Below are 20,179 nucleotides of genomic sequence, written 5' to 3'. Positions count from 1 at the left end.
TTCTGATTTGTCAGGTTTTTCCGAATTTATTCGCAGAAAATAACGCATAGTGATCACTTAGCTTTCAAACATCAGGGATACAAACTCTGCTACGCAGGCAGGTTTTTCTATACCTTGAATCTCTACAGTGCAATCCCATGTAATTTTTAATCCTTTTTCTGCATAAGGCTCTATCTTTTGAATACTACTATGCAACCTAAGATTACAATCAACAGGAACTGGATGAGGAAATCTAACCTTATTAAGTCCATAATTGACTCCCATTGCAAAACTTTCTATTACCATCAAGTCCATTAGCATTTTTGACAATAAGGATATAGACATAAACCCATGCGCAATAGGTTTTTTAAATGGTGATTCTTTTTGTGCTCTTTCTACATCTACATGTATCCATTGATAATCGAGCGTAGCATCTGCAAAAGCATTTATCATTTCTTGGGTAACCAAAACCCATTGTCCAACCGGAAGTGATTTTCCTTCGTAGGTTTTGAACTCTTCAAAATTTTTACAAACTAGTTGATCCATACTCATTTGGTGTTGAAGTATAATTCTGATTCAAAGAAATTGTAATTGAGTGATTAGAGGTAATTGCTACTCGCATCTTACCTGGATATTCCTCCATCGATGGTCAAACAAATACCAGACACATACGAAGCTTCGTCAGAAGCCAAATACAAATATCCATACGCTATATCCAAAGGAGTAGCTGCTTTCTGTAATGGAATCTGTTTCTTAATCCCCTCGATATGTTCTTTAGGGATTTGATCCGTCATTTCGGTCAAGGTAAAACCGGGCGCAAGAGCATTGGCTGTAATCCCATATTTCCCTAACTCTAAAGTCCAAGTTTTGGACATTGCGATTACACCAGCCTTGGTAGCCGCATAGTTAGATTGTCCAAAATTACCTCGTAAACCCACATTGGATGCAGCAGAAACAATCCGCCCGTACCCCTTTTCTTTCATATATTGTGAAACAACCTGTGTACAAAGGAATACGCCTTTTAGGTTTACATTAACCACGGCATCCCATTCTTCTTCGCTCATTTTATGCAACGTTCGATCCTTGGTAATCCCTGCGTTATTAATCAGTATATCGATTTTTCCATAGTGCTGAAAAATCCTGTCTGCTTCCTTTTCAATAGCTTCTTTGTTGGTCACAGATATCTTCACAAACTCTGCCTGCCCTCCATTAGATTGGATTTGATCTGCCGTTTTAGCTCCATCTTCTAACAGATCCCAGATGATTACAGACGCTCCTTCTTTTGCAAAGAGCTCTGCAACCGCTTTTCCTATTCCACGAGCTCCACCAGTTACGATGGCTACTTTTTCTTTTAGTCTCATTTTGTTATGGTCTTAACTACATTCTATTACTACTTTGCCTCTCACCTCTCGATTCATCATGGCATGCAACGCATCTTTAGACTCGTCCAAAGGATATATCTTATGAATATGAGGCTTTAGCTTTCCTGCCCCATACCATTGCATTAATTCCATAGCATTTTCAAGATTTTTTTGAGGTGTTTTCATGGCAAAGCTTCCCCAGAACACTCCTACAATGGCGCACCCTTTCAACAGTGCTAGGTTTAATGGTATTTTGGGAATATCACCCGCAGCAAACCCAACAACCAAGTAACGCCCCTCCCAGGCAGTTCCTCTCAAGGCTGGTTCTGCATAAGCTCCCCCTACAGGATCATAGACCACATCAACCCCTTTTCCGTTGGTGAGTTCTTTAATTCTATTTTTTAGATCCTCTTTGGAATAATTAATGGTTTCGTCTGCTCCGTATTCTTTACATAGATTCAGTTTTTCGTCTGAAGATGCTGCGGCAATAACCTTTGCTCCCATCAGCTTTCCTAATTCTACTGCAGCCAGACCTACTCCTCCCGACGCTCCCAGCACCAATAAGGTTTCTCCTTCTTGCAGTTTTCCTCTATCTTTTAAGGCGTGATAAGATGTCCCATAAGCCATCATAAATGACGCAGCTACAGGAAAATCCATCATAGGCGGTTTTTTAAAACAAGCATTTCCTGGCATCACGACTTCTTCTGCATATCCGCCATGCATTACAAAACCGAATACCTCATCACCAGGTCGAAGATGTGTTACCTTTTCTCCTACTTGCTTTACAATACCGGCAACATCACTACCAGGTGTAAACGGCAATTCAGGCTTAAACTGATACAACCCTTGAACAATAAGTGTATCCGGAAAGTTAACGCTACACGCTTTTACCTGCACCAATACTTCCTTTTCACCAGGAACCGGGCTTTGGACATCTTCAATGACCAAGCTAGATGGTGGGCCAAATTCTTTACATACTACTGCTTTCATAGATCGTGATGTTAATCTTCTTTTACTTTTAGTACTAATTTCCCCATTTTTTCTCCAGAAAACAATCGTAAAAAAGTTTCATGAAAATTCTCAATACCCTCATAAATATCTTCCTTGCTTTTTAGTTTTCCTTGCATTAACCAACCACCCATTTCCATAGCGGCTTTTCCATAGTCTTTTGCATAATCCATCACTACCATACCCTGCATAGTAGCCCTGTTGACTAACAAGGACAAATAATTACTTGGTCCTTTGATCGCTACTTTATTGTTGTATTGAGATATTGCACCACAAATGACTATACGTGCATGCATTCTGAGTCTGGCTAAAGCAGCATCCAAAATTTCACCTCCTACATTATCAAAGTATACATCAATTCCTTTAGGACATTCTCGTTTTAATCCAGAATAGATGTTCTCAGATTTATAATCAATAACACCATCAAAACCTAACTCTTCTTTTATGTATTTACATTTTTCTGCTCCCCCAGCAATACCGATCACAGTACATCCTTTTATTTTTGCTATTTGCCCAACTATACTACCCACAGCTCCAGCCGCTCCAGATACCAATACCACATCACCTTCTTTGATTTTACCCACCTCGGTGATACCAAAGTAAGCAGTCATACCTGGCATTCCTAATGTACCTATATACATTGGCAAAGGAGCCAGCTTTGGATCTACCTGATACCAATTCGCACCATCAGAAACGGTATACTGTTGTACACCTCCCCATCCGGTAAGAAAATCGCCTTCTTTAAACTTAGGATGATTGTTGCTCTTAATCACTTTACCCACAGATCCTGCTCGCATTACATCATCGATTTGTACAGGCTCTATATATGATTTTCCTTCATTCATCCAACCTCTCATTGCCGGATCCAGAGATATGTAGTGTTGTTCTATCAATATTTCTCCATCCTTGAGTTCTGGTACCGGATTAGTTTGCAACTCAAATGTATCTTGTTCTGGTAATCCTATTGGTCGTTTTTTGAAAATCAGTTGTTTATTGTTCATTATCTTTTTATTTGTGTAAATTTTAAAAGTTGTCTTTTATAGAGAGGTTCCTCCATCTAGTGTGATGGTTTGGCCTGTAATGAATTTGGTTGTATCTGAAGCCAGCCATACCACAGCTTCTGCTATTTCTTCGGCTTGCCCATATCTTTTCATAGGAATCACACTCTTCAAGCGCTGATCCATATCTGGTCTTACGGATAATAACTTATCCAACAGTGCAGATTCTGTATAGCCAGGACAAACTGCATTAATTCTAATATTTTTTGTGGCATATTCCAAGGCTGCCGATTTGGTCATCCCAACGACTGCAAATTTGCTCGCACAATACGAAAGATTATTCAACGAAGCTTTTAAACCTGCCAAAGAAGCGATATTTACGATATTCCCTCCCCCTTGTTTTACCATTTGTTGCAAGGCTACTTTCATGCAATAAAAAACTCCGGTTTGGTTTACTGCAATTACACTATCCCAATCATCCAAGGTATACTCACCTGTCCTTGCCATGTTTCTTGGTCCAATACCTGCATTATTCACAATCACATCCAATTGCCCATACTTTTCTACGGTTTTTGCGACTAATTGTTCTACATCTTCAAATTTGGCCACATTCGCCATAATTACCGTCGCTTCTCCTCCTTCACTTTTAATCTCATCGGCAATATTCTGAGCTTTTTCTTCCTTGATATCAGAAACAATTACTTTGGCCTGATGTTTTGCAAAGTGCTTTGCTGTTGCTGCTCCTATACCAGATCCGGCACCTGTTACTATTACTATTTTATCTTTTACTTGCATATATTTCATTTTAAGAGGTACATAAAATTAATCTAGAGTCTTCCAATGCTCTTGTTCTAAGGTGACCAGGATACCCTTCTTTGGTAATCATTCCCAAAAAGTCTTGTTTGCTGGCATATTCTACAATCAAAACCTTATCCCATTCTAAATGGTTCTCTGGGCCAATAATATTAAACATGGGTTTTCCATTGAATATAATTTTTGCTTTAGAATCTTGAAAAAAAGGTGTTGCTGCTTTCATATATTCCAGATAAGCTTCTGCTCCAGAAGTCCCTGTTTCATTTACTTTTTCTTTAAATTTCAACAGATTCAACATTTGAAACGGACCTTCGATTTCAAAATCTATGAATTCTTTAAACTTTTCTGGCGTTACTTCTATATATGATTGACTCATCTTTTGTTATTTAAATTCTTATACTCAAACCATTATACTTTCAACATTTCCAACCCTTCAGAAATCTTCATGATATCAGGATAGTTCGTTTCCAAGGTTGCTATCATAAACTCGAAAGGAACATCTTCAAAATGCCCATAATCCTCTACATACTCCATAAAAACGTTTCCAACACGGTCATACTCATGAAACATGGAATCTTGTTCTCCATCAAAATCCAAAGGAGCGACATTGCATTTCTCACATAATGCTTTATTAAACGCCGGTGAAACCTTTAGCCACTTTCCTTCAAGAAATAGATCCACCATACCATGAGGTGCCAATTCATTGGTACCAAATTTTTCTGTAAGTCGTTCTACCGCAATATGATTTTTTACCTTGGCCAGGTGTATTCGCGCAGGAATTCCTAAAGCTCTTAATCCAGCAATCAACAATATGGATTTATCTACACAATGTCCGTAATCTTGCTTTGCCACTTCACTGGCTCTATATTTTTCTTTCGAAAGATGAATACTGTAAGGATCATATTTCCATTGATCTCTTACTTTGTAGTACCATCCTATTGCTTTTTCTTTAGAAGATAAATCCTGAGTATCAAATTCTTCAATTAGCTCCTGAATCTCCTTGGATTTATAATCTAAATAATACGTATGTTCTAAATATTCCATATTACTTTTTAATCTATTTTGTTCTTCTGAATGGCCTGTAACGAGAGGTTACATAACAACTCTGCAGCCTTATTCAATTGTGCAAAGCGAGGATCCGTAGTGAGTCCCTTACTGTATCGATAGTAGATTTGCTGAGCAATCACCGCAATTTTGAATAAACCAAATACATAATAGAAAACCAAATGATCAATTTGTCTACCGCTCTTTTGTGCATATAGTTCTACAATTTCACTTCGCCCTGGGTTTCCCTCCATTATGGTTGGAGATGGAATTCCTTGCTGTACAAAGGGGTGGTCACTAGCCATAGTCCAATATCCAAGCGACGTACCCAAATCCATCATAGGATCTCCTAGGGTTGCCATTTCCCAATCCAATACCGCATTTACTTCTGTCCAGCTATCATCCTTAAAAACTACATTATCGTATTTAAAATCGTTGTGCACCAAGCTGTGTGCGTAGGTTTTGGGTTGATGTTCCTGCATCCATTTCATTACTTTTTCTGCAGCAGGGACATCGTCTGTAGCAGCTTTAAGATATTGTTTACCCCAGTTCGAAACCTGCCGTTCTACATAACCTTCGGGTTTTCCTAAATCCTCTAGTGAAGCTTCTTTATAATCTACATTATGTAATGCCACAAATGTATCTAACCAAGCGTTGGCTATGGTTTTGAACTCATCGGCAGATACATTTCTTTTTTTCGTCTCCTTTACATTCAGAATAATACCATCAACCTTTTCCATTATATAAAAGGGACAGCCAAGAATAGTCTCATCTTCTGTATACGCATACATATGAGGCACCTTTGGAAAAGCTTTTTGAATACCGGATTGTACCTTAAACTCTCGCCCCATATCATGACCTCTCTTTATCGCTCCAAATGGAGGTCTTCGCAGTACATATTCTTTATTTTCAATCTCTATTAAATACGTCAGATTGGAATACCCATGAGTAAACTGAGTCACTTTCCAATCACTAGTATTATCGTTGATCAATTCTTCTTTTTGCAGAAAAGCTTTTAACTCCTTTTCATTAAGTTCTTCGCCTTTACGTACGTTTTGCATATTTTGGTGGGTTTATCGCTAAAATTTTAAATTGAAGTCTTTGTATACTTCTTAATGATACTTGTTCCTAATTGATACATATGAACTTCATCAGGGCCATCGGCCAGACGTAACATACGAGCTGCAACAAAGAAATGTGCCAACGGAGTATCCGGCCCCACTCCTTTACCTCCATGTATTTGCATTGCCCTATCAATCACATTGAGTGCCATATTAGGAGCTACAATCTTAATCATTGCTATCAAATCCTTTGAGGTTTTATTACCTTCTCGATCCATTTTGTCTGCTGCGGAAAGCGTAAGTAAACGAGCTTGTTCTATTTCACACTGAGACAATGCTATTTCTTGTCGAATACTGCTGAAATCCTTAAAAGTTTTACCAAAAGCAATACGTTCTGCGGCACGTTCAGACATCAATTCTAAAGATCTTTGTGCCATCCCAATCAAACGCATACAATGATGAATACGTCCCGGTCCCAAACGACCTTGTGCAATTTCAAAACCTCTTCCTTCTCCTAGTATCAGGTTTTCTTTAGATACACGTACATTATCTAACACTATTTCGGCATGCCCTTCTGGAGAATCATAAAATCCAAAGACAGATAACGGTCGTATCACTTTAAGTCCTGGAGTATCCATAGGTACCAAAATCATACTTTGTTGTAGATGGCGCGCCGCATTTGGATCGGTTTTACCCATCACAATGGCGATCTTACAATGTGGGTCCATCCCTCCTGACGACCACCATTTACGACCATTAATCACATAATGATCTCCATCTCTAGTGATCGAAGTTTCGATATTTGTAGCATCCGATGACGCTACCTGAGGTTCTGTCATCAAAAATGCAGAACGAATATCACCATTCATCAAAGGTTGCAGCCATTGTTCTTGCTGTTCTTTGGTTCCATATTTGGCCAGCACCTCCATGTTACCGGTATCCGGCGCATTACAATTAAACACCTCTGAGGACCACAATACACGTCCCATGATCTCTGCCAAAGGAGCGTATTCAAGATTCGTTAGTCCTGGGCTTAGTTCTTTGTAGCTTTTTGGTAAGAAAAGATTCCATAGACCTGCTTCCTTAGCTTTTTCCTTCAACGGTTCCATTCCCGGCCATCGCTGCCAAAGATTTTTTGGATCATAATTAAAAGCGGTCACTTCCTTTTCTACGGGGAGTATATGTTCCTCAAAAAAAGCATTTAACTTTTCTTGAAGGGCAATTATATTTTCTGAGTATTCAAAATTCATTAGTGAAATTATTTAAAAGAAGAGTATTTGATGGTGGACAAACTTTTATCCTGCTATCATATACCCTCCATCTGCATTATACACCCCACCTGTCATATACGCTCCAGCATCTGATGCTAACAAACAGGCTATCCCTGCCATCTCATCGGGCATTCCCATTCTTGCAGAAGGCAATGTCTTTTCTATCTTCTGAAGTAATTGTTCATTCTGCCAAAGGGCTGCACTAAATTTTGTTTTTATAAGCCCAGGACAAACCACATTTGCTCGCACACCGTATTTACCCCATTCTTTAGCCTGATTTTTGGTAAGCATTAGTAAAGCTGCTTTACTCGTACTGTATAATCCAAGTCCTGCTCCGGGATGAAGCGCCTCTACAGAGGCAATGTTGATGATGCTTCCTCCTCCTCGTTTTTGCATTGATGGAAGTGCAAGGTTTGACAACATCCATGGCGCTTTTACATTGACATCCATGATTTTATCGAATACTCCTTCTTCTGCGTCTTCAAGAGGGCCATAAATCGGATTTATCGCTGCATTATTGACCAATATATCCACTCCTCCATATTGTTCTATTGTCTTTTGAACCAAATTCTCCCGTTGATCAGCTTTTCCGATATGACAAGCAATTCCAGTGGCTTCCAAACCTTCTTTTTTGAATTCCTCTGCCACCTCATCTACCGCTTCCTGGCTCCTACTACTGATGATTACGCTTGCTCCATGTTCTGCCAATCCTTTGGCTATCGATTTTCCAATTCCTTTACTTGATCCCGTGATAATAGCGACCTTATTAGAAAGGTCAAATAAGGGTTGTATACTACTCATAAATTGATTAGTTGTTTAAAATGTGTAGAGTTAAAATATTTTTAGTGAAAAATTTCTTTCTCTCCTGTTATGGTAAGTGACTCTTCGTCCGTCAAAATTTCGGCAAGACCATTCACTTTAGGCAATTCATATTTAAAATAGAATTTCATAGCATGAATCTTACTTTCATAAAAGTCTTCACTATATGTTTTTTGTCCGGTAACCAATGTTTTCTTAGCGTGAGTTCCTATATCCAACCATAACCAGCTCATAGTTATCGTACTCAAGAACTCCATAAAAGGTGTGGCATCGGCCAAAAAGCGTTCAAAATCGCCTTTCTGGGCAAATCCTGTTAAAAATGTAATCACCTTTTGTGCTAACTGCAATTTTTCTCCCAGTTTTCCTGCATAAGGTCGTAGCTCATCATAATTTGAAGCATTTTGAATAGTCTGCATTACTTCTGCAGTAAGGTATTCTAGAGCCTTACCGTTTTCCATGATTAATTTTCGACCTAAGAGATCTAAAGACTGAATACCTGTAGTACCTTCATATATTGGAAAAATCCGAATATCTCGATAATACTGTTGTAGTATAAAATCGGTACAGAAACCATATCCGCCCAACACTTGTAATCCATTGGAAACCGCATGCGCTCCCATATCCGAAGGATATGTCTTTACCATAGGAATAATCAACTCTAGTAAAAGACTGTACTTCTCTTTTTCTTTAGGGTCTTTTACGGTTTCTTTTAAGTCATAATATTTTGAAGCTAATAGTACTAAACTTAAAGAGCCTTCCGAAATTGTTTTCTGAAGCAATAGCATTCTACGTACATCTGGGTGATTGATAATCAAAGTTTGACCCTGATCCAAGTCTTTTTTACCTGCACTTGTGAGTTTACGTCCTTGTGGACGCTCTTTTGCATATTGAAGAGATGCGTGATAAGCTGCAGTGGCTATAGCTGCTGCTCCTCTACCTACCGCTATTCGTGCTCCATTCATCATCAAAAACATATATTTTAATCCTTGATGAGCTTCTCCTACCAACCATCCTCTACAATCATCAGTATCCCCAAATCCAAGGTGGGTGGTACAATATCCTCTTTGCCCAAGTTTTTGAAAATCAGCAACGGTAGTAACATCATTGGGTGTTAATCCACCACTACCATCTGGACGTTTTTTAGGCACTACGAATAACGAAATCCCTTTGGTTCCAGCTGGAGCTCCTTCGATACGGGCTAACACCAAGTGTACAAAATTATCCGCATATTGGTGATCTCCTCCTGAAATAAAAATCTTTTGTCCAGAAATCTTATAATATCCTTCGTCGGTTGGTGTTGCCTTTGTTACAACATCAGATAATGAACTCCCGGCCTGCGGTTCGGTAAGACACATGGTACCGCCCCAATCTCCGGATAACATTTTGGGTACATAGGTACTTTTAAGTTCTTCATTTGCGAAGTGTATAATTAATTCAGCAGAACCTAAGGTTAACCCTACATAGCCTGGTAGATGATTATTAGCAGCATCTTGAATAAATGCTGAGGCTGTATAGACCATCATAGGCAATTGCAACCCACCATCATCATAATCAAAGGTACCAGAGATCAATCCCATTTCTCCTCCCTTTTTCATCATCACACCTACCTGTTCATGTACATGAACAGCACCATCTTTATGGTAAGCAGGTTTCTCATCCATTTCCTTGAAGTAAGGAAATAATTCTCGGTCAGAAAATTCTTTTACCGATTCTAAAAAAAGATCCAACGATTCTTTGTCATGATCAACAAAACGCTCTTGTTCCAGAACATCTTCTAATCCATGCAAATCGTATAAAAAATATTTTAAAGTTTCAAAATCAATATATTGTGCGGCCATATCGTAATACTTTTAAACTGTCGGTTATTAACTACACAATAAATTTCGTGAATATTTGACAATTTCTTATTAAACCAGTTTAATAAATACGATATTTTAGAATTGTATTAACTTTTATTAGAAATAAAACATTCATTATAAAAGGTGATAGTTACCTATTTCTCACTTAATCTTTTACGGATCTTTGATAACCCTACAGGTGTTATCCCAAGATAAGAAGCTATCAGGTATTGTGGAACTCTTTGAAAAAGCTCGGGACGTTTCTTTAGCAATTGCAAGTATCGTTCTTGGTTAGAAAGATTTCTAAGATCATTAATTCGTTGAAAATTGATAACAAATGTTCTTTGCATAGATAATCTACCGAAACGTTCTAATTGATGAGAGTGATCGAATACTTTTTGGACATCTGCTTTGGTAATCGAATATACAGTTACATCTTCCAAAGCTTCCAAATAAGATGCTGATGGTATTTCCTGAATATAAGCGTATAGGTCAGTAAAAAAATAACCTTCTGTATAAAATTCCATAACCTGGCTAGTACCATTTTCTATAGTGTAATAGGAAACACACCCCTGCTTCATGAAATAAAAATGCTCGATGTACTGTCCTGGTTTCAACAGAAAGTCGCCTTTTTTAAAGGTTCGTTTTTTGTAAAACCGAAGACCAAATTCCATATCCGAATTACTTACCTCAGAATATGATCGTATCGTTTTTTTTAAGTCCTCCAAAGTTCACCTAGGTTTTTGACTAAAAAACGAAATATTTCTTTAAATGCAAAAGAAGCCTGTCTACTTTTGTAATCACTCCTTATTCTCTGCCCCTTAATACCTGACAATTTGTAGAATACCTCAAAATATTGAGGTTATCCCGGAAAAAAAACTTAACTTTTGATTGTCTAATCCGTAAGACATCAAATTTTATTAAGTGTAAACATGATCTAATGCATACCCCTATCCGTTTAAATGGATGGATTTTATGGACGCAATCAACTACCATCAAATATCAATTTTTTTATTTCAAGGTATAATAGTAGCCTCATTAATTCTACTACTATTTAGACTACGGACAATAATGGGGTTAGGATTACTATTCACTTCATTAGGGCTTTTTCAGTTCATTCAGGTATTTCTAGCCAGTACTCTTTACTTTGAGATTTCAGAAACCCTGGTAATTTCTCCAGGATCTTCGGTATTATTTTCTGCGACCTTGTTTGCGGTTCTCATGACCTATATAAAAGAAGATGCTATTACCACCAGAAGACTTATCTATGCGCTAGTGGTTGCCAATCTTTTATTATCCTTTTTACTATTGTCTTTTCGTTGGAATATAGAAGGAGCATATAGTTATAATCCCTTTGATATATCGACAGAGTTTTTCTACACCAATGTATTTGTGTTGTTTGTAGGAACAGCCATTCTGTTTGTCGATTCAATTTTGATTATTTTCCTATTTGAATTCATATCCAAGTACATATCATCCTTATTTTTGAGGATCTTTTTTACCATGACTTTGGTATTGAGTTTTGACGCTGTTTTCTTCTCGTTAGGCTCTTTTTGGTTTTTTGAAGATGTCATGAGGATTTTATATTCTGGCCTGGTGTCTAAGGTCTTTATGGGTATTTTTTACAGTATTCTTTTTTCTATATACCTTAAATATTTTGAAAAAGAAACTTATCAATCCAGTTATCTTAGTTTTAAAGACGTCTATCACTCACTTACCTATAAACAAAAGTTTGAGGTAGCAGAAAAAGCAATACAACTTAGCGAAAATAGATATCACACATTAACCAATCTTGTTCCTGTTGGTATTTTCATTACCAAAGCAGATGGAAAAACTTCTTTTGTAAATCCGAAATGGTGTTCTATCTCTGGGTTGTCACAAGAGGAAGCCTCATATGATGGATGGCTTAAAGCAGTGCATCCTGAAGATAGAAAGAAACTTAAAAAAGGTTGGTACGATGCCGCTGGCAAAGGAGAAAATTCTCAGGCAGAATATCGATTTCTTAGTGAAGATGGCACTGTTACTTGGGTATTAGGACAAGCCATTCCAGAATACAATGATGAACAAGAGATCATCGGATATGTAGGAACGATCACTGATATTACCGAAATAAAGCTATACGAACTTGAGTTAAGTCGACTAAAGGAAAAAGCTGAAGAAAGCGATCGCCTTAAATCTGCATTTCTGGCAAATATGAGCCATGAAATACGAACACCAATGAATGGTATTATGGGATTGGCAGAACTATTAAAAGAACCGAAACTTACTGGAGATGAACAGCAGCTCTATCTGGATCTCATAGAGGAAAGTGGTGCGAGAATGCTGAACATCATTAAAGACATTATCGATATTTCCAAAATTGAAGCAGATCAGGTAAAGTTATACCATACACAAGTCAACATCAACGATCAAACAGAATATCTTTATCAATTTTTCACTCCCGAAACTGACAGTAAAAATATTAAATTATCATTGAACAATGGACTAAGCGACGATGAGGCTACTGTACATACGGATAAGGAAAAATTCAATGCGATATTAACCAATCTGGTTAAAAATGCCATTAAATACACCAATAAAGGAGCTATCGATTTTGGATATCAATTAAAAGATAATCATCTAGAATTCTATGTAAAGGACACGGGCATTGGAATATCCAAAGACAGACAAAAAGCTATTTTTGATCGCTTTGTACAAGCAGACATCGAGGATCGATATGCATTAGAAGGTGCAGGAATAGGGTTGTCTATCGCCAAAGCATATGTAGAAATGCTGGATGGAGAAATTTGGGTGGAGAGCAAAAAAAATAAAGGATCTACTTTTTACTTTACAATCCCTTATGATACAGAGTAATGCTTTGTCTATATACTAAGAACTGTCTTTTTTTAAATTCGGCGCGTACTCATTATCTCCCTCAAAATAAAAGGTAGTTTAGAATATTTTTATACTTTTAATCTCGTCTTTAGGATACTCGTACTTTTGAAGTAATAAAAAACCAGCTCTTAAAACTAGCTGTTGTCATTTGATGATGAACAAATTTGTTTTTCTTTTTCAAAATCAGATTATCTAGAAAATATCAAATCCATGACTCAAGAACAGCGTGATTTAATCACAAATTGGGTAGTAGATGCCCAAATTCTTCTAAAATGCCATCTATCCATGGCCGAATCGACTCGAAGAAAGCATAGAAATATTGGAATTTTATCTGCGGTATTATCTGCAATTGTGGGGTCCAGTATTTTTGCTTCACTTGGACAAGACAGTAATGAAAAACTCCTGGTGATCCTAACAGGATTGATCAGTCTTATTGCCACTATTTTGACCAGTGTTCTTGCTTTTTTAAAATTACCGGAAATTGCGAATCAGTATCATAATTCTGGTAATGAATACGCTGCAATTCGTAAAGAGTTTGAGTTTTTACTCACCTTTGAATCCAAAGATCAAGAACACGTACAGAATGAAATCAAGCGATTAAAAATAAAATGGGATGATATTCGAAAAAACTCTATACCGATCTCCATTAAAACTATAAAAAAATATAACGGAGTTGAACATCATCTTGCGAAATAACATACAAAAAATGCCATTACAAATGTAATGGCATTTTTGTTTAGTGATATATAAAATTAGGCTTGCACCCTAATGATCTTGGCTCCAATAGCTCGTAAACGTTCATCTATATTTTCGTATCCCCTATCTATTTGTTCAATATTATGAATTGTAGAGGTACCTTTTGCGCTAAGTGCAGCTATTAATAGAGAGATACCAGCTCTAATATCTGGAGAAACCATTGTAGTAGCCTTCAAAGTAGATTTAAAATCATGACCAATAATAGTTGCTCTATGAGGGTCACATAAAATGATCTTAGCCCCCATATCAATAAGTTTGTCTACAAAAAACAAACGGCTTTCAAACATTTTTTGGTGTACCATTACCTCTCCTCTGGCCTGAGTAGCAACCACCAAAACAATACTCAAAAGATCTGGTGTAAAGCCAGGCCATGGAGCATCTGCTATGGTCATAAAAGAACCATCGATATAACTTTCGATTTGATATCCGTCTTTATGCGCAGGAATATAAATATCATCCCCAGATTTCTCTACTGTAATCCCCAGCTTTCTGAATGTATTTGGAATAATCCCTAGATTTTCCCAGCTTACATTTTTGATAGTAATTTCACTCTTGGTCATCGCTGCCAATCCAATCCATGATCCGATCTCGATCATATCCGGCAATACTCTATGCTCACATCCTCCTAGTGCATCTACTCCTTCTATAGATAACAAATTAGATCCAATTCCAGAGATCTTTGCACCCATTCTATTGAGCATCTTACACAATTGCTGTAAATAGGGTTCACAAGCAGCATTATATATCGTAGTCGTTCCTTTGGCCAGTACTGCCGCCATTACAATATTAGCAGTACCAGTAACCGAGGCTTCATCCAGCAACATATACGTACCCGTTAACCCCTCTGGCGCTTCTACACCATAAAAACGTTCTTCCTTATTATAGCGGAATTTTGCTCCTAGATTGATAAAACCTTCAAAGTGGGTGTCTAGTCGTCTTCGACCAATTTTATCACCACCAGGGCGAGGAATATATCCTTTTCCAAATCTTGCCAAAAGTGGGCCAACAATCATGATAGATCCTCGAAGTCCACTCCCCTCCTTCTTAAACCGTTCACTTTCTAGATAATCCAGGTTTAAATCATCACTTTTAAAAGTATACGTACCTTTATCCAGTTTTTGAATTTTAACCCCTAGATTCCTAAGGATTTCGATCAGTTTATTCACATCTCGAATATCTGGTATATTGGATATTGTTACCTTATCTGGAGTTAGTAATACTGCACAAAGAATTTGCAGGGCTTCATTTTTAGCTCCTTGAGGTGTAATTTCTCCTTTAAGCTGATGCCCTCCTTCTATCTGAAAAGTCCCCATGTAGTTGTCGAAAATTAGTGGTTAGTATTGTAGTTGGGTTGTATAAAAACTAGTATCTTTTCTTTCCTCGGCTGCGATAGTTCTTCTTACCTCCGCTAGAGTGTTTTTTCTTCTTACCTCTCATTAAATTTGACGAATCTGTTAGATCTTCACTACTTCCGATCAGATTGATCTTTCCGTCACTCAATTCAAATAAATGATCAAATATCACGCTATCTTCAACGGTATCTTTGTTCCAGTTGAGATAACATTTTTTCATATGATTGGCTATCGTATATACCAAGGCAGTTTTAAGGTCTCCTTCTTCCCAGCTGTTTGCGACGTCAATCATTCTCTTGATATTATTTCCGTAGAAACGATATTTTGGAAAGTTTTGAGGATATTCCAACGGTTCTGGACGTTCCTGAAGCTTTTCCTTTGTTAAAATTGGAAATGGAGCATCTACATCCAGTTTAAAATCACTCATGATCACCAATTGATCCCATAGCTTATGCTGAAATTCTGGTACATCACGTAAGTGCGGTTGAAGATTTCCCATAACCGCAATAATTGATTTTGCAACTTTATTCCTTTCGTCTCTATCTTCAATCGTTACTGCATGATTAATCATTTTCTGTAAATGACGCCCATACTCCGGAATAATGAGCTTTTCACGCTCAGTATTGTATTCTAAATTATTAATATCCATAAATTGTAAATAAACAGTGAAGTTATCCTCTTCCTATCGTGAAGCAAAAATAATTCGTCCCGCAAAATACTAAAATAAAATAAGTATGCTAGTTTAAAAACGCAAAATAAAAGAGGATATTACTATCTTCTTGAACAAATGATCTAATGATTTTTAGGTTATAAAGAAATGACTCCCTCTACCTTTTCAGCAACCTCTTTGTATTTAAGAATAACCTGATCTGGATTTTTCATCCTTACATTTATGGAAACACTAGTGTATTTACCATTCTTAGATTGTTTGGTACTGATCACTGCTCCCAAATTATCAAAAATAGCTTCAATTTGCTGAATTTTATCATCTTCTGTAGGAACAATAAACTTGTATAAATATGTAGTTGGCCATAATGCTGTATCGGCCAATTGCGCTTTTAATTTTTTATAAAATTCTTCAGAATCTTTCATATTCTTATCCTAAGCAAAATTTTGGCCAAAGATAAGGTTTAAGATTTACATTACCGAAGCAGAGAAACTAATTATTTCCTTTAGGAAAATGTCTTGCTATCATTTCGTTATACTGTATTTTAGTATCTATATCTACGCTTATAGCAGATGCATCAACAACAGCTAAAGCATCCTTGTATTTCTTTATAATCTTTCGAGCACCAAAATCCTTGTTCAACTCCTGCAATTCTTTAAAAATGTTGTTAGAAAAAATAGCTGGTACACCGTATAATCCTTCGAAACCAGATGCTACGATTTTATGTTTCTGCTGCTCAAAAATTTGTGTCAAGGATGTCAAGTGTTTAGCATCTATTAAAGGTTGATCTGCTAACGAAATTAAAACACCATCACAAGATGTATTTTCCTGTAAAATAACAGTAATCGCCTTGCTTATTGAAGAACCCATACCAGATTCCCAATCTAGATTATGAATAATAGCAATAGGTAAGTGACTTATTTTTTGATAAATCAAATCGTAATGAGCTCCCAAAACAACAAAAGTTTTATTATTGTTTACGGCTAATGATTGCGCAATAGCATGTTCAATAAGCGTGGAGGAATTCCAGGGTAATAGTTGTTTTGGCTCTCCCATTCTTGTAGAAGCTCCAGCAGCAAGAATGACATGAGTAATGCCGTTCTCAGATTTAGATAGCATCTAGTTTTTTTCTTTTAGGATCATCATGTATGGCTCCTTTTTTGGCTTGCAAAGGTATGGGCTCCTGATTTCTGATTACCGAAAGGATCTCTGCAATAATAGAAATTGCAATTTCCTGTGGTGTTTCTGCTCCAAGATTTAACCCTGCTGGTCCATGAATGATTTCCATAAATTCATCATCCAGATCTGGGAAATATTCTATCAAAGCGGATAACAGTTTTTCTCTACGTCTGGCCGGTCCAAGTAATCCGATATAGGCTACTCGCAGATCCTTTAACTTTTGTAAATACAACAAATCCTTGGCAAAATTGTGAGTCATCAATACTATTGCCGTTTGTAGATCAGGATGTGTTATTTCTAGTGAATCTGGTGCCAAAGCATGTATTTTTGTAGCTCCCGGAAAATCAGACAGCTCTTTTGGAGCGTTGGGAGAACAAATCACCTCGACTTCCCACCCGGTTGCATTAGAGAGTGCACACAAGGCCTCAGCATCATGTTCTGCTCCTATAATAACTAACCGGAAACAAGGAAGCATTTCTCTTTCAAAACTCTCATATTCATCTTCCTGAAGGACGGGAACTACTTCTCCCGAAGATTGATAAAAACTAAATTTCTCGCCATTATGAAAAGTAAGGATTGATCTCATAAAAGAGCCTTGAGTGATCTCTTTTGAGAAAATAGAATTGATTTGAAACGGAATTCTGGAAAAAAGACGTTGTTCTATGGATTGCAATCCATTATCGTCAATATCAAAAGGCTCAATAAGAATATACAGTAATCCTTCACAACCCAAACGGTATTTACCGTCATAAGTCATTATTTTGGGAATATGCGTATCAAAAACAGATTGAGATTGTCTCAAAACCTCTTTCTCCACACATCCTCCACTCACTGCTCCAACGGTTTTACCGTTTTTCAGGATAAGCATTCCTACTCCAGGTCTACGATACGATGAACCTTCTACATCTACTACCGTAGCCATAACAGCAGGAATGCCTTTCTGTTTCGCAATTTGATATGACTGAATAATTTCTTTAAACTCGTGTGTCATAAATAGACTATCCTAGCGGCGCTTTTACATTCATATGTTTTACAAAAGGCTGCTTATACAAACGTATTCCTTTTGCGGCTTTTATGGCATTTGCCACTGCTGCTCCTGCAGGAGGTAACGCAGGTTCTCCTAAACCTGTAGGCGCAATATCGTTTTCAATAAAATGCGTTTCTACTACTGGAGTTTCATTCATACGTATTAAACGATATGCATTGAAGTTTTTGGCATCTGGTGCTCCATCCGTAAAAGAGAAATCTCCATACATGGCATGACCAATACCATCTAGCACTCCTCCTTCTATTTGATTTTTTGCTCCCAAAGGATTCACTACAATTCCACAGTCTACCACACAGGTCACTTTTTTGACTACGGGCACATCATTTTCTAATACTACATCTGCAACTTCTGCCACGTGAGTGTTATGACAATAATAGGCACTAAACCCCTGGTAAACTCCTTCTTGAGCTTTACCCCATCCAGATTTATCTACAGCTACTTTAATTACATTTTCGAGACGTTCAGGAGAATATTGGATTCTATCATCTGTAGTCCCCTTTACATTTTGAAGTAAATCTAATCTAAGTTGAATTCGGTCTACCTCTAAAATTTCTGCTATTTCATCAAAGAAGCTCTGCTCTGCAAATGATAAGAAATTGGTGTACGGCGCACGCCAAGCTCCTGTGGTTATCTTACTTTGATAATTGGCTACGTCTACCTGATAATTATCAACAGCTCCTGCCGGGAAAAAATTAGGAATAAGACCATACATATTAGAGTTGATAGAAGCTTCTTTGAGATGATATCCTGTGATCTTACCATCTTTGACAGATGCACTAATTCTATACTTTATAGCTGGACGATAAATCCCTGCACTCATATCATCCTCTCGAGAATACACAACTTTTACTGGTTTTTGAGCGAGTTTAGAAATTTCGGCGGCTTCTAAGGCAAAGTCTCCATACAATCGCCTTCCAAAACCTCCTCCCATACGAGTCATTTCTACCGAAACCTGCTCTGGATCCCTCTCCAACAATTCTGCAACTCTTCTGGCGGTACCCGCAGGAGTTTGTATAGGTCCTACCAAACGCACTTTATCTGCAGTTACGTCCGCAAAAAAGTTCATTGGCTCCATACAGTTGTGTGGTAAGAAAGGTGAATCATACGTTCTCTCAATTACTTGATCCGCTTCTGCAAATGCTTTTTTCACATCACCATCAGCTCTCATGGTATTGAACTCCTTACCATTTAATAGATCTGTAAGGATTTTATCATGTCCTTCAGTGCTTTCTAGCTTCGCATCAGACTCCCAATTGGCAGTTAGCGCCTTTTTACCTTTCATCGCGGTCCAGGTATTGTTAGCCAACACAGCAATCTTATCTCCAAATTTGATCACATCCTGAACTCCAGAAATAGCTTTGGCTCCTGATGCATCAAAATCTTTCAAAGTTTTTCCAAAAGAAGGAGGTCGTAACACTACGGCATACATCATACCTTCTTCTTTATAATCCAATCCGAAGAGCGGTTTCCCGGTAATGATATTGTCGATATCTACATTTTGAATATCCTTCCCGATGATATTAAAATCTTTAGGATCTTTCAGAGTTACATTCTCTGGAACAGGAAGTGTTGCAGCTTGTTTTACCACTTCTCCATATCCCAGTTTATCTCCATTGGTGTTGGTAATCACTCCATTATCTGTAGTACATGTTGAAGGATCTACTCCCCATTTCGCCGCAGCAGCATTGATCAACATTTGCCGAGCTGTGGCTCCGGTTTGGCGCAAAGGCTCCCAACCAAATCGCAATGATTGACTCCCCCCTGCTACTTGACGTGTGAAATTTTTGGTATCCAGTGCTCCCTGAACTACATGTACATTATCCCAGGCCACATCCAGCTCTTCTGCAATAAGCATTGGCATCGATGTTTTTACTCCTTGTCCTATTTCGGGATTAGGAGAAAAAATAGTTACCATACCATTATCTGCTATTTTGATAAACGCATTAAAGTCGTTAAAGTTCAATTGTGACACATCAACGGGCGGAGTAGCTTCGGGTTTACATGCTTGAAATAAGTTAAACCCAATTAACATTCCTCCCCCAGCTAATGCCGAAGTTTTTATAAATGATCTCCTGCTAAAAGAAGATGATACGATTTGTTTCATTGTTGTT

The 20,179-nt window shown here is 37.6% G+C and carries 20 protein-coding genes; 2 read left to right on the top strand and 18 right to left on the bottom strand.

The annotated features are described in order from the left end of the window. Positions 1–57: 57 nt before the first annotated feature. The 12 genes from BUE24_RS01175 to BUE24_RS01120 form a co-directional block, all read right to left on the bottom strand. Complete coding sequence (locus tag BUE24_RS01175) at positions 58–525, bottom strand: MaoC family dehydratase (RefSeq protein ID WP_073312760.1); 468 nt, start codon at positions 523–525, stop codon at positions 58–60. A gap of 77 nt (positions 526–602) precedes the next feature. After that, complete coding sequence (fabG, locus tag BUE24_RS01170) at positions 603–1,340, bottom strand: 3-oxoacyl-ACP reductase FabG (protein ID WP_073312758.1); 738 nt, start codon at positions 1,338–1,340, stop codon at positions 603–605. 12 nt (positions 1,341–1,352) lie between these two features. Beyond that, positions 1,353–2,330: an NADPH:quinone oxidoreductase family protein gene (locus BUE24_RS01165; RefSeq protein WP_073312756.1), complete on the bottom strand. Its 978-nt coding sequence runs from the start codon at positions 2,328–2,330 to the stop codon at positions 1,353–1,355. Positions 2,331–2,341: 11 nt separating this feature from the next. Then, complete coding sequence (locus BUE24_RS01160; protein ID WP_073312754.1) at positions 2,342–3,349, bottom strand: NADP-dependent oxidoreductase; 1,008 nt, start codon at positions 3,347–3,349, stop codon at positions 2,342–2,344. A 36-nt stretch (positions 3,350–3,385) separates the two neighbouring features. Further along, positions 3,386–4,141: an SDR family NAD(P)-dependent oxidoreductase gene (locus tag BUE24_RS01155; protein WP_073314389.1), complete on the bottom strand. Its 756-nt coding sequence runs from the start codon at positions 4,139–4,141 to the stop codon at positions 3,386–3,388. Positions 4,142–4,151: 10 nt separating this feature from the next. Beyond that, entirely contained in the window at positions 4,152–4,535 is a 384-nt protein-coding gene (locus BUE24_RS01150; protein ID WP_084549350.1) for a DUF1330 domain-containing protein, read from the bottom strand. A 32-nt stretch (positions 4,536–4,567) separates the two neighbouring features. Then, on the bottom strand, positions 4,568–5,203 hold the full coding sequence (locus BUE24_RS01145; RefSeq protein ID WP_073312752.1) for a transglutaminase-like domain-containing protein: 636 nt from the start codon (positions 5,201–5,203) through the stop codon (positions 4,568–4,570). Positions 5,204–5,211: 8 nt separating this feature from the next. Further along, positions 5,212–6,264 (bottom strand): phosphotransferase family protein, encoded by a 1,053-nt coding sequence (locus tag BUE24_RS01140; RefSeq protein ID WP_073312750.1) that lies wholly within the window; start codon positions 6,262–6,264, stop codon positions 5,212–5,214. Between the two features lie 26 nt (positions 6,265–6,290). Next, on the bottom strand, positions 6,291–7,514 hold the full coding sequence (locus BUE24_RS01135; RefSeq protein WP_073312749.1) for an acyl-CoA dehydrogenase family protein: 1,224 nt from the start codon (positions 7,512–7,514) through the stop codon (positions 6,291–6,293). 45 nt (positions 7,515–7,559) lie between these two features. Then, complete coding sequence (locus BUE24_RS01130; RefSeq protein ID WP_073312747.1) at positions 7,560–8,336, bottom strand: SDR family NAD(P)-dependent oxidoreductase; 777 nt, start codon at positions 8,334–8,336, stop codon at positions 7,560–7,562. A 41-nt stretch (positions 8,337–8,377) separates the two neighbouring features. Beyond that, entirely contained in the window at positions 8,378–10,192 is a 1,815-nt protein-coding gene (locus BUE24_RS01125) for an acyl-CoA dehydrogenase family protein (RefSeq protein ID WP_073312731.1), read from the bottom strand. A gap of 155 nt (positions 10,193–10,347) precedes the next feature. After that, positions 10,348–10,920 (bottom strand): Crp/Fnr family transcriptional regulator, encoded by a 573-nt coding sequence (locus BUE24_RS01120; protein ID WP_073312730.1) that lies wholly within the window; start codon positions 10,918–10,920, stop codon positions 10,348–10,350. A gap of 238 nt (positions 10,921–11,158) precedes the next feature. Here BUE24_RS01120 and BUE24_RS01115 point away from each other — a divergent pair, with 238 nt between their 5' ends. Together BUE24_RS01115 and BUE24_RS01110 are read left to right on the top strand one after the other, a co-directional pair. Further along, positions 11,159–13,045, top strand: coding sequence for an ATP-binding protein (locus BUE24_RS01115; RefSeq protein ID WP_084549349.1), 1,887 nt, complete (start codon positions 11,159–11,161; stop codon positions 13,043–13,045). Between the two features lie 231 nt (positions 13,046–13,276). Next, positions 13,277–13,762 carry an SLATT domain-containing protein gene (locus tag BUE24_RS01110; protein WP_139241889.1) on the top strand — a complete coding sequence of 162 codons (486 nt, stop codon included), beginning with the start codon at positions 13,277–13,279 and terminating at the stop codon, positions 13,760–13,762. Between the two features lie 56 nt (positions 13,763–13,818). Here the strand turns inward: BUE24_RS01110 and murA are convergent, their stop codons facing one another. The 6 genes from murA to BUE24_RS01080 all read right to left on the bottom strand — a co-directional run bounded on the left by murA (position 13,819) and on the right by BUE24_RS01080 (position 20,172). Beyond that, complete coding sequence (gene murA, locus BUE24_RS01105) at positions 13,819–15,135, bottom strand: UDP-N-acetylglucosamine 1-carboxyvinyltransferase (protein ID WP_073312727.1); 1,317 nt, start codon at positions 15,133–15,135, stop codon at positions 13,819–13,821. A 49-nt stretch (positions 15,136–15,184) separates the two neighbouring features. Continuing rightward, the gene (locus BUE24_RS01100) at positions 15,185–15,823 is read right to left on the bottom strand and encodes a DUF4290 domain-containing protein (RefSeq protein ID WP_073312726.1); all 639 of its coding nucleotides are present in this window, start codon (positions 15,821–15,823) and stop codon (positions 15,185–15,187) included. A gap of 158 nt (positions 15,824–15,981) precedes the next feature. Beyond that, positions 15,982–16,266 carry a DUF493 family protein gene (locus tag BUE24_RS01095; RefSeq protein ID WP_073312725.1) on the bottom strand — a complete coding sequence of 95 codons (285 nt, stop codon included), beginning with the start codon at positions 16,264–16,266 and terminating at the stop codon, positions 15,982–15,984. A gap of 67 nt (positions 16,267–16,333) precedes the next feature. Then, complete coding sequence (locus BUE24_RS01090) at positions 16,334–16,960, bottom strand: nucleotidyltransferase family protein (RefSeq protein WP_073312723.1); 627 nt, start codon at positions 16,958–16,960, stop codon at positions 16,334–16,336. After that, complete coding sequence (locus BUE24_RS01085) at positions 16,950–18,011, bottom strand: XdhC family protein (RefSeq protein WP_073312722.1); 1,062 nt, start codon at positions 18,009–18,011, stop codon at positions 16,950–16,952. Before BUE24_RS01085 ends, BUE24_RS01090 begins: the two co-directional genes overlap by 11 nt. A 7-nt stretch (positions 18,012–18,018) precedes the next feature. Further along, a complete protein-coding gene (locus BUE24_RS01080; RefSeq protein WP_073312720.1) occupies positions 18,019–20,172 on the bottom strand; it encodes a xanthine dehydrogenase family protein molybdopterin-binding subunit in 2,154 nt (717 codons plus the stop codon). Positions 20,173–20,179 lie beyond the last annotated feature (7 nt).

Origin of the sequence: Aquimarina spongiae (assembly GCF_900141785.1) — a bacterium.
Lineage (GTDB): Bacteria > Bacteroidota > Bacteroidia > Flavobacteriales > Flavobacteriaceae > Aquimarina > Aquimarina spongiae.
Note: the sequence above shows the minus strand (reverse complement) of the source record. Positions and strands in the feature narration are given on the sequence as shown.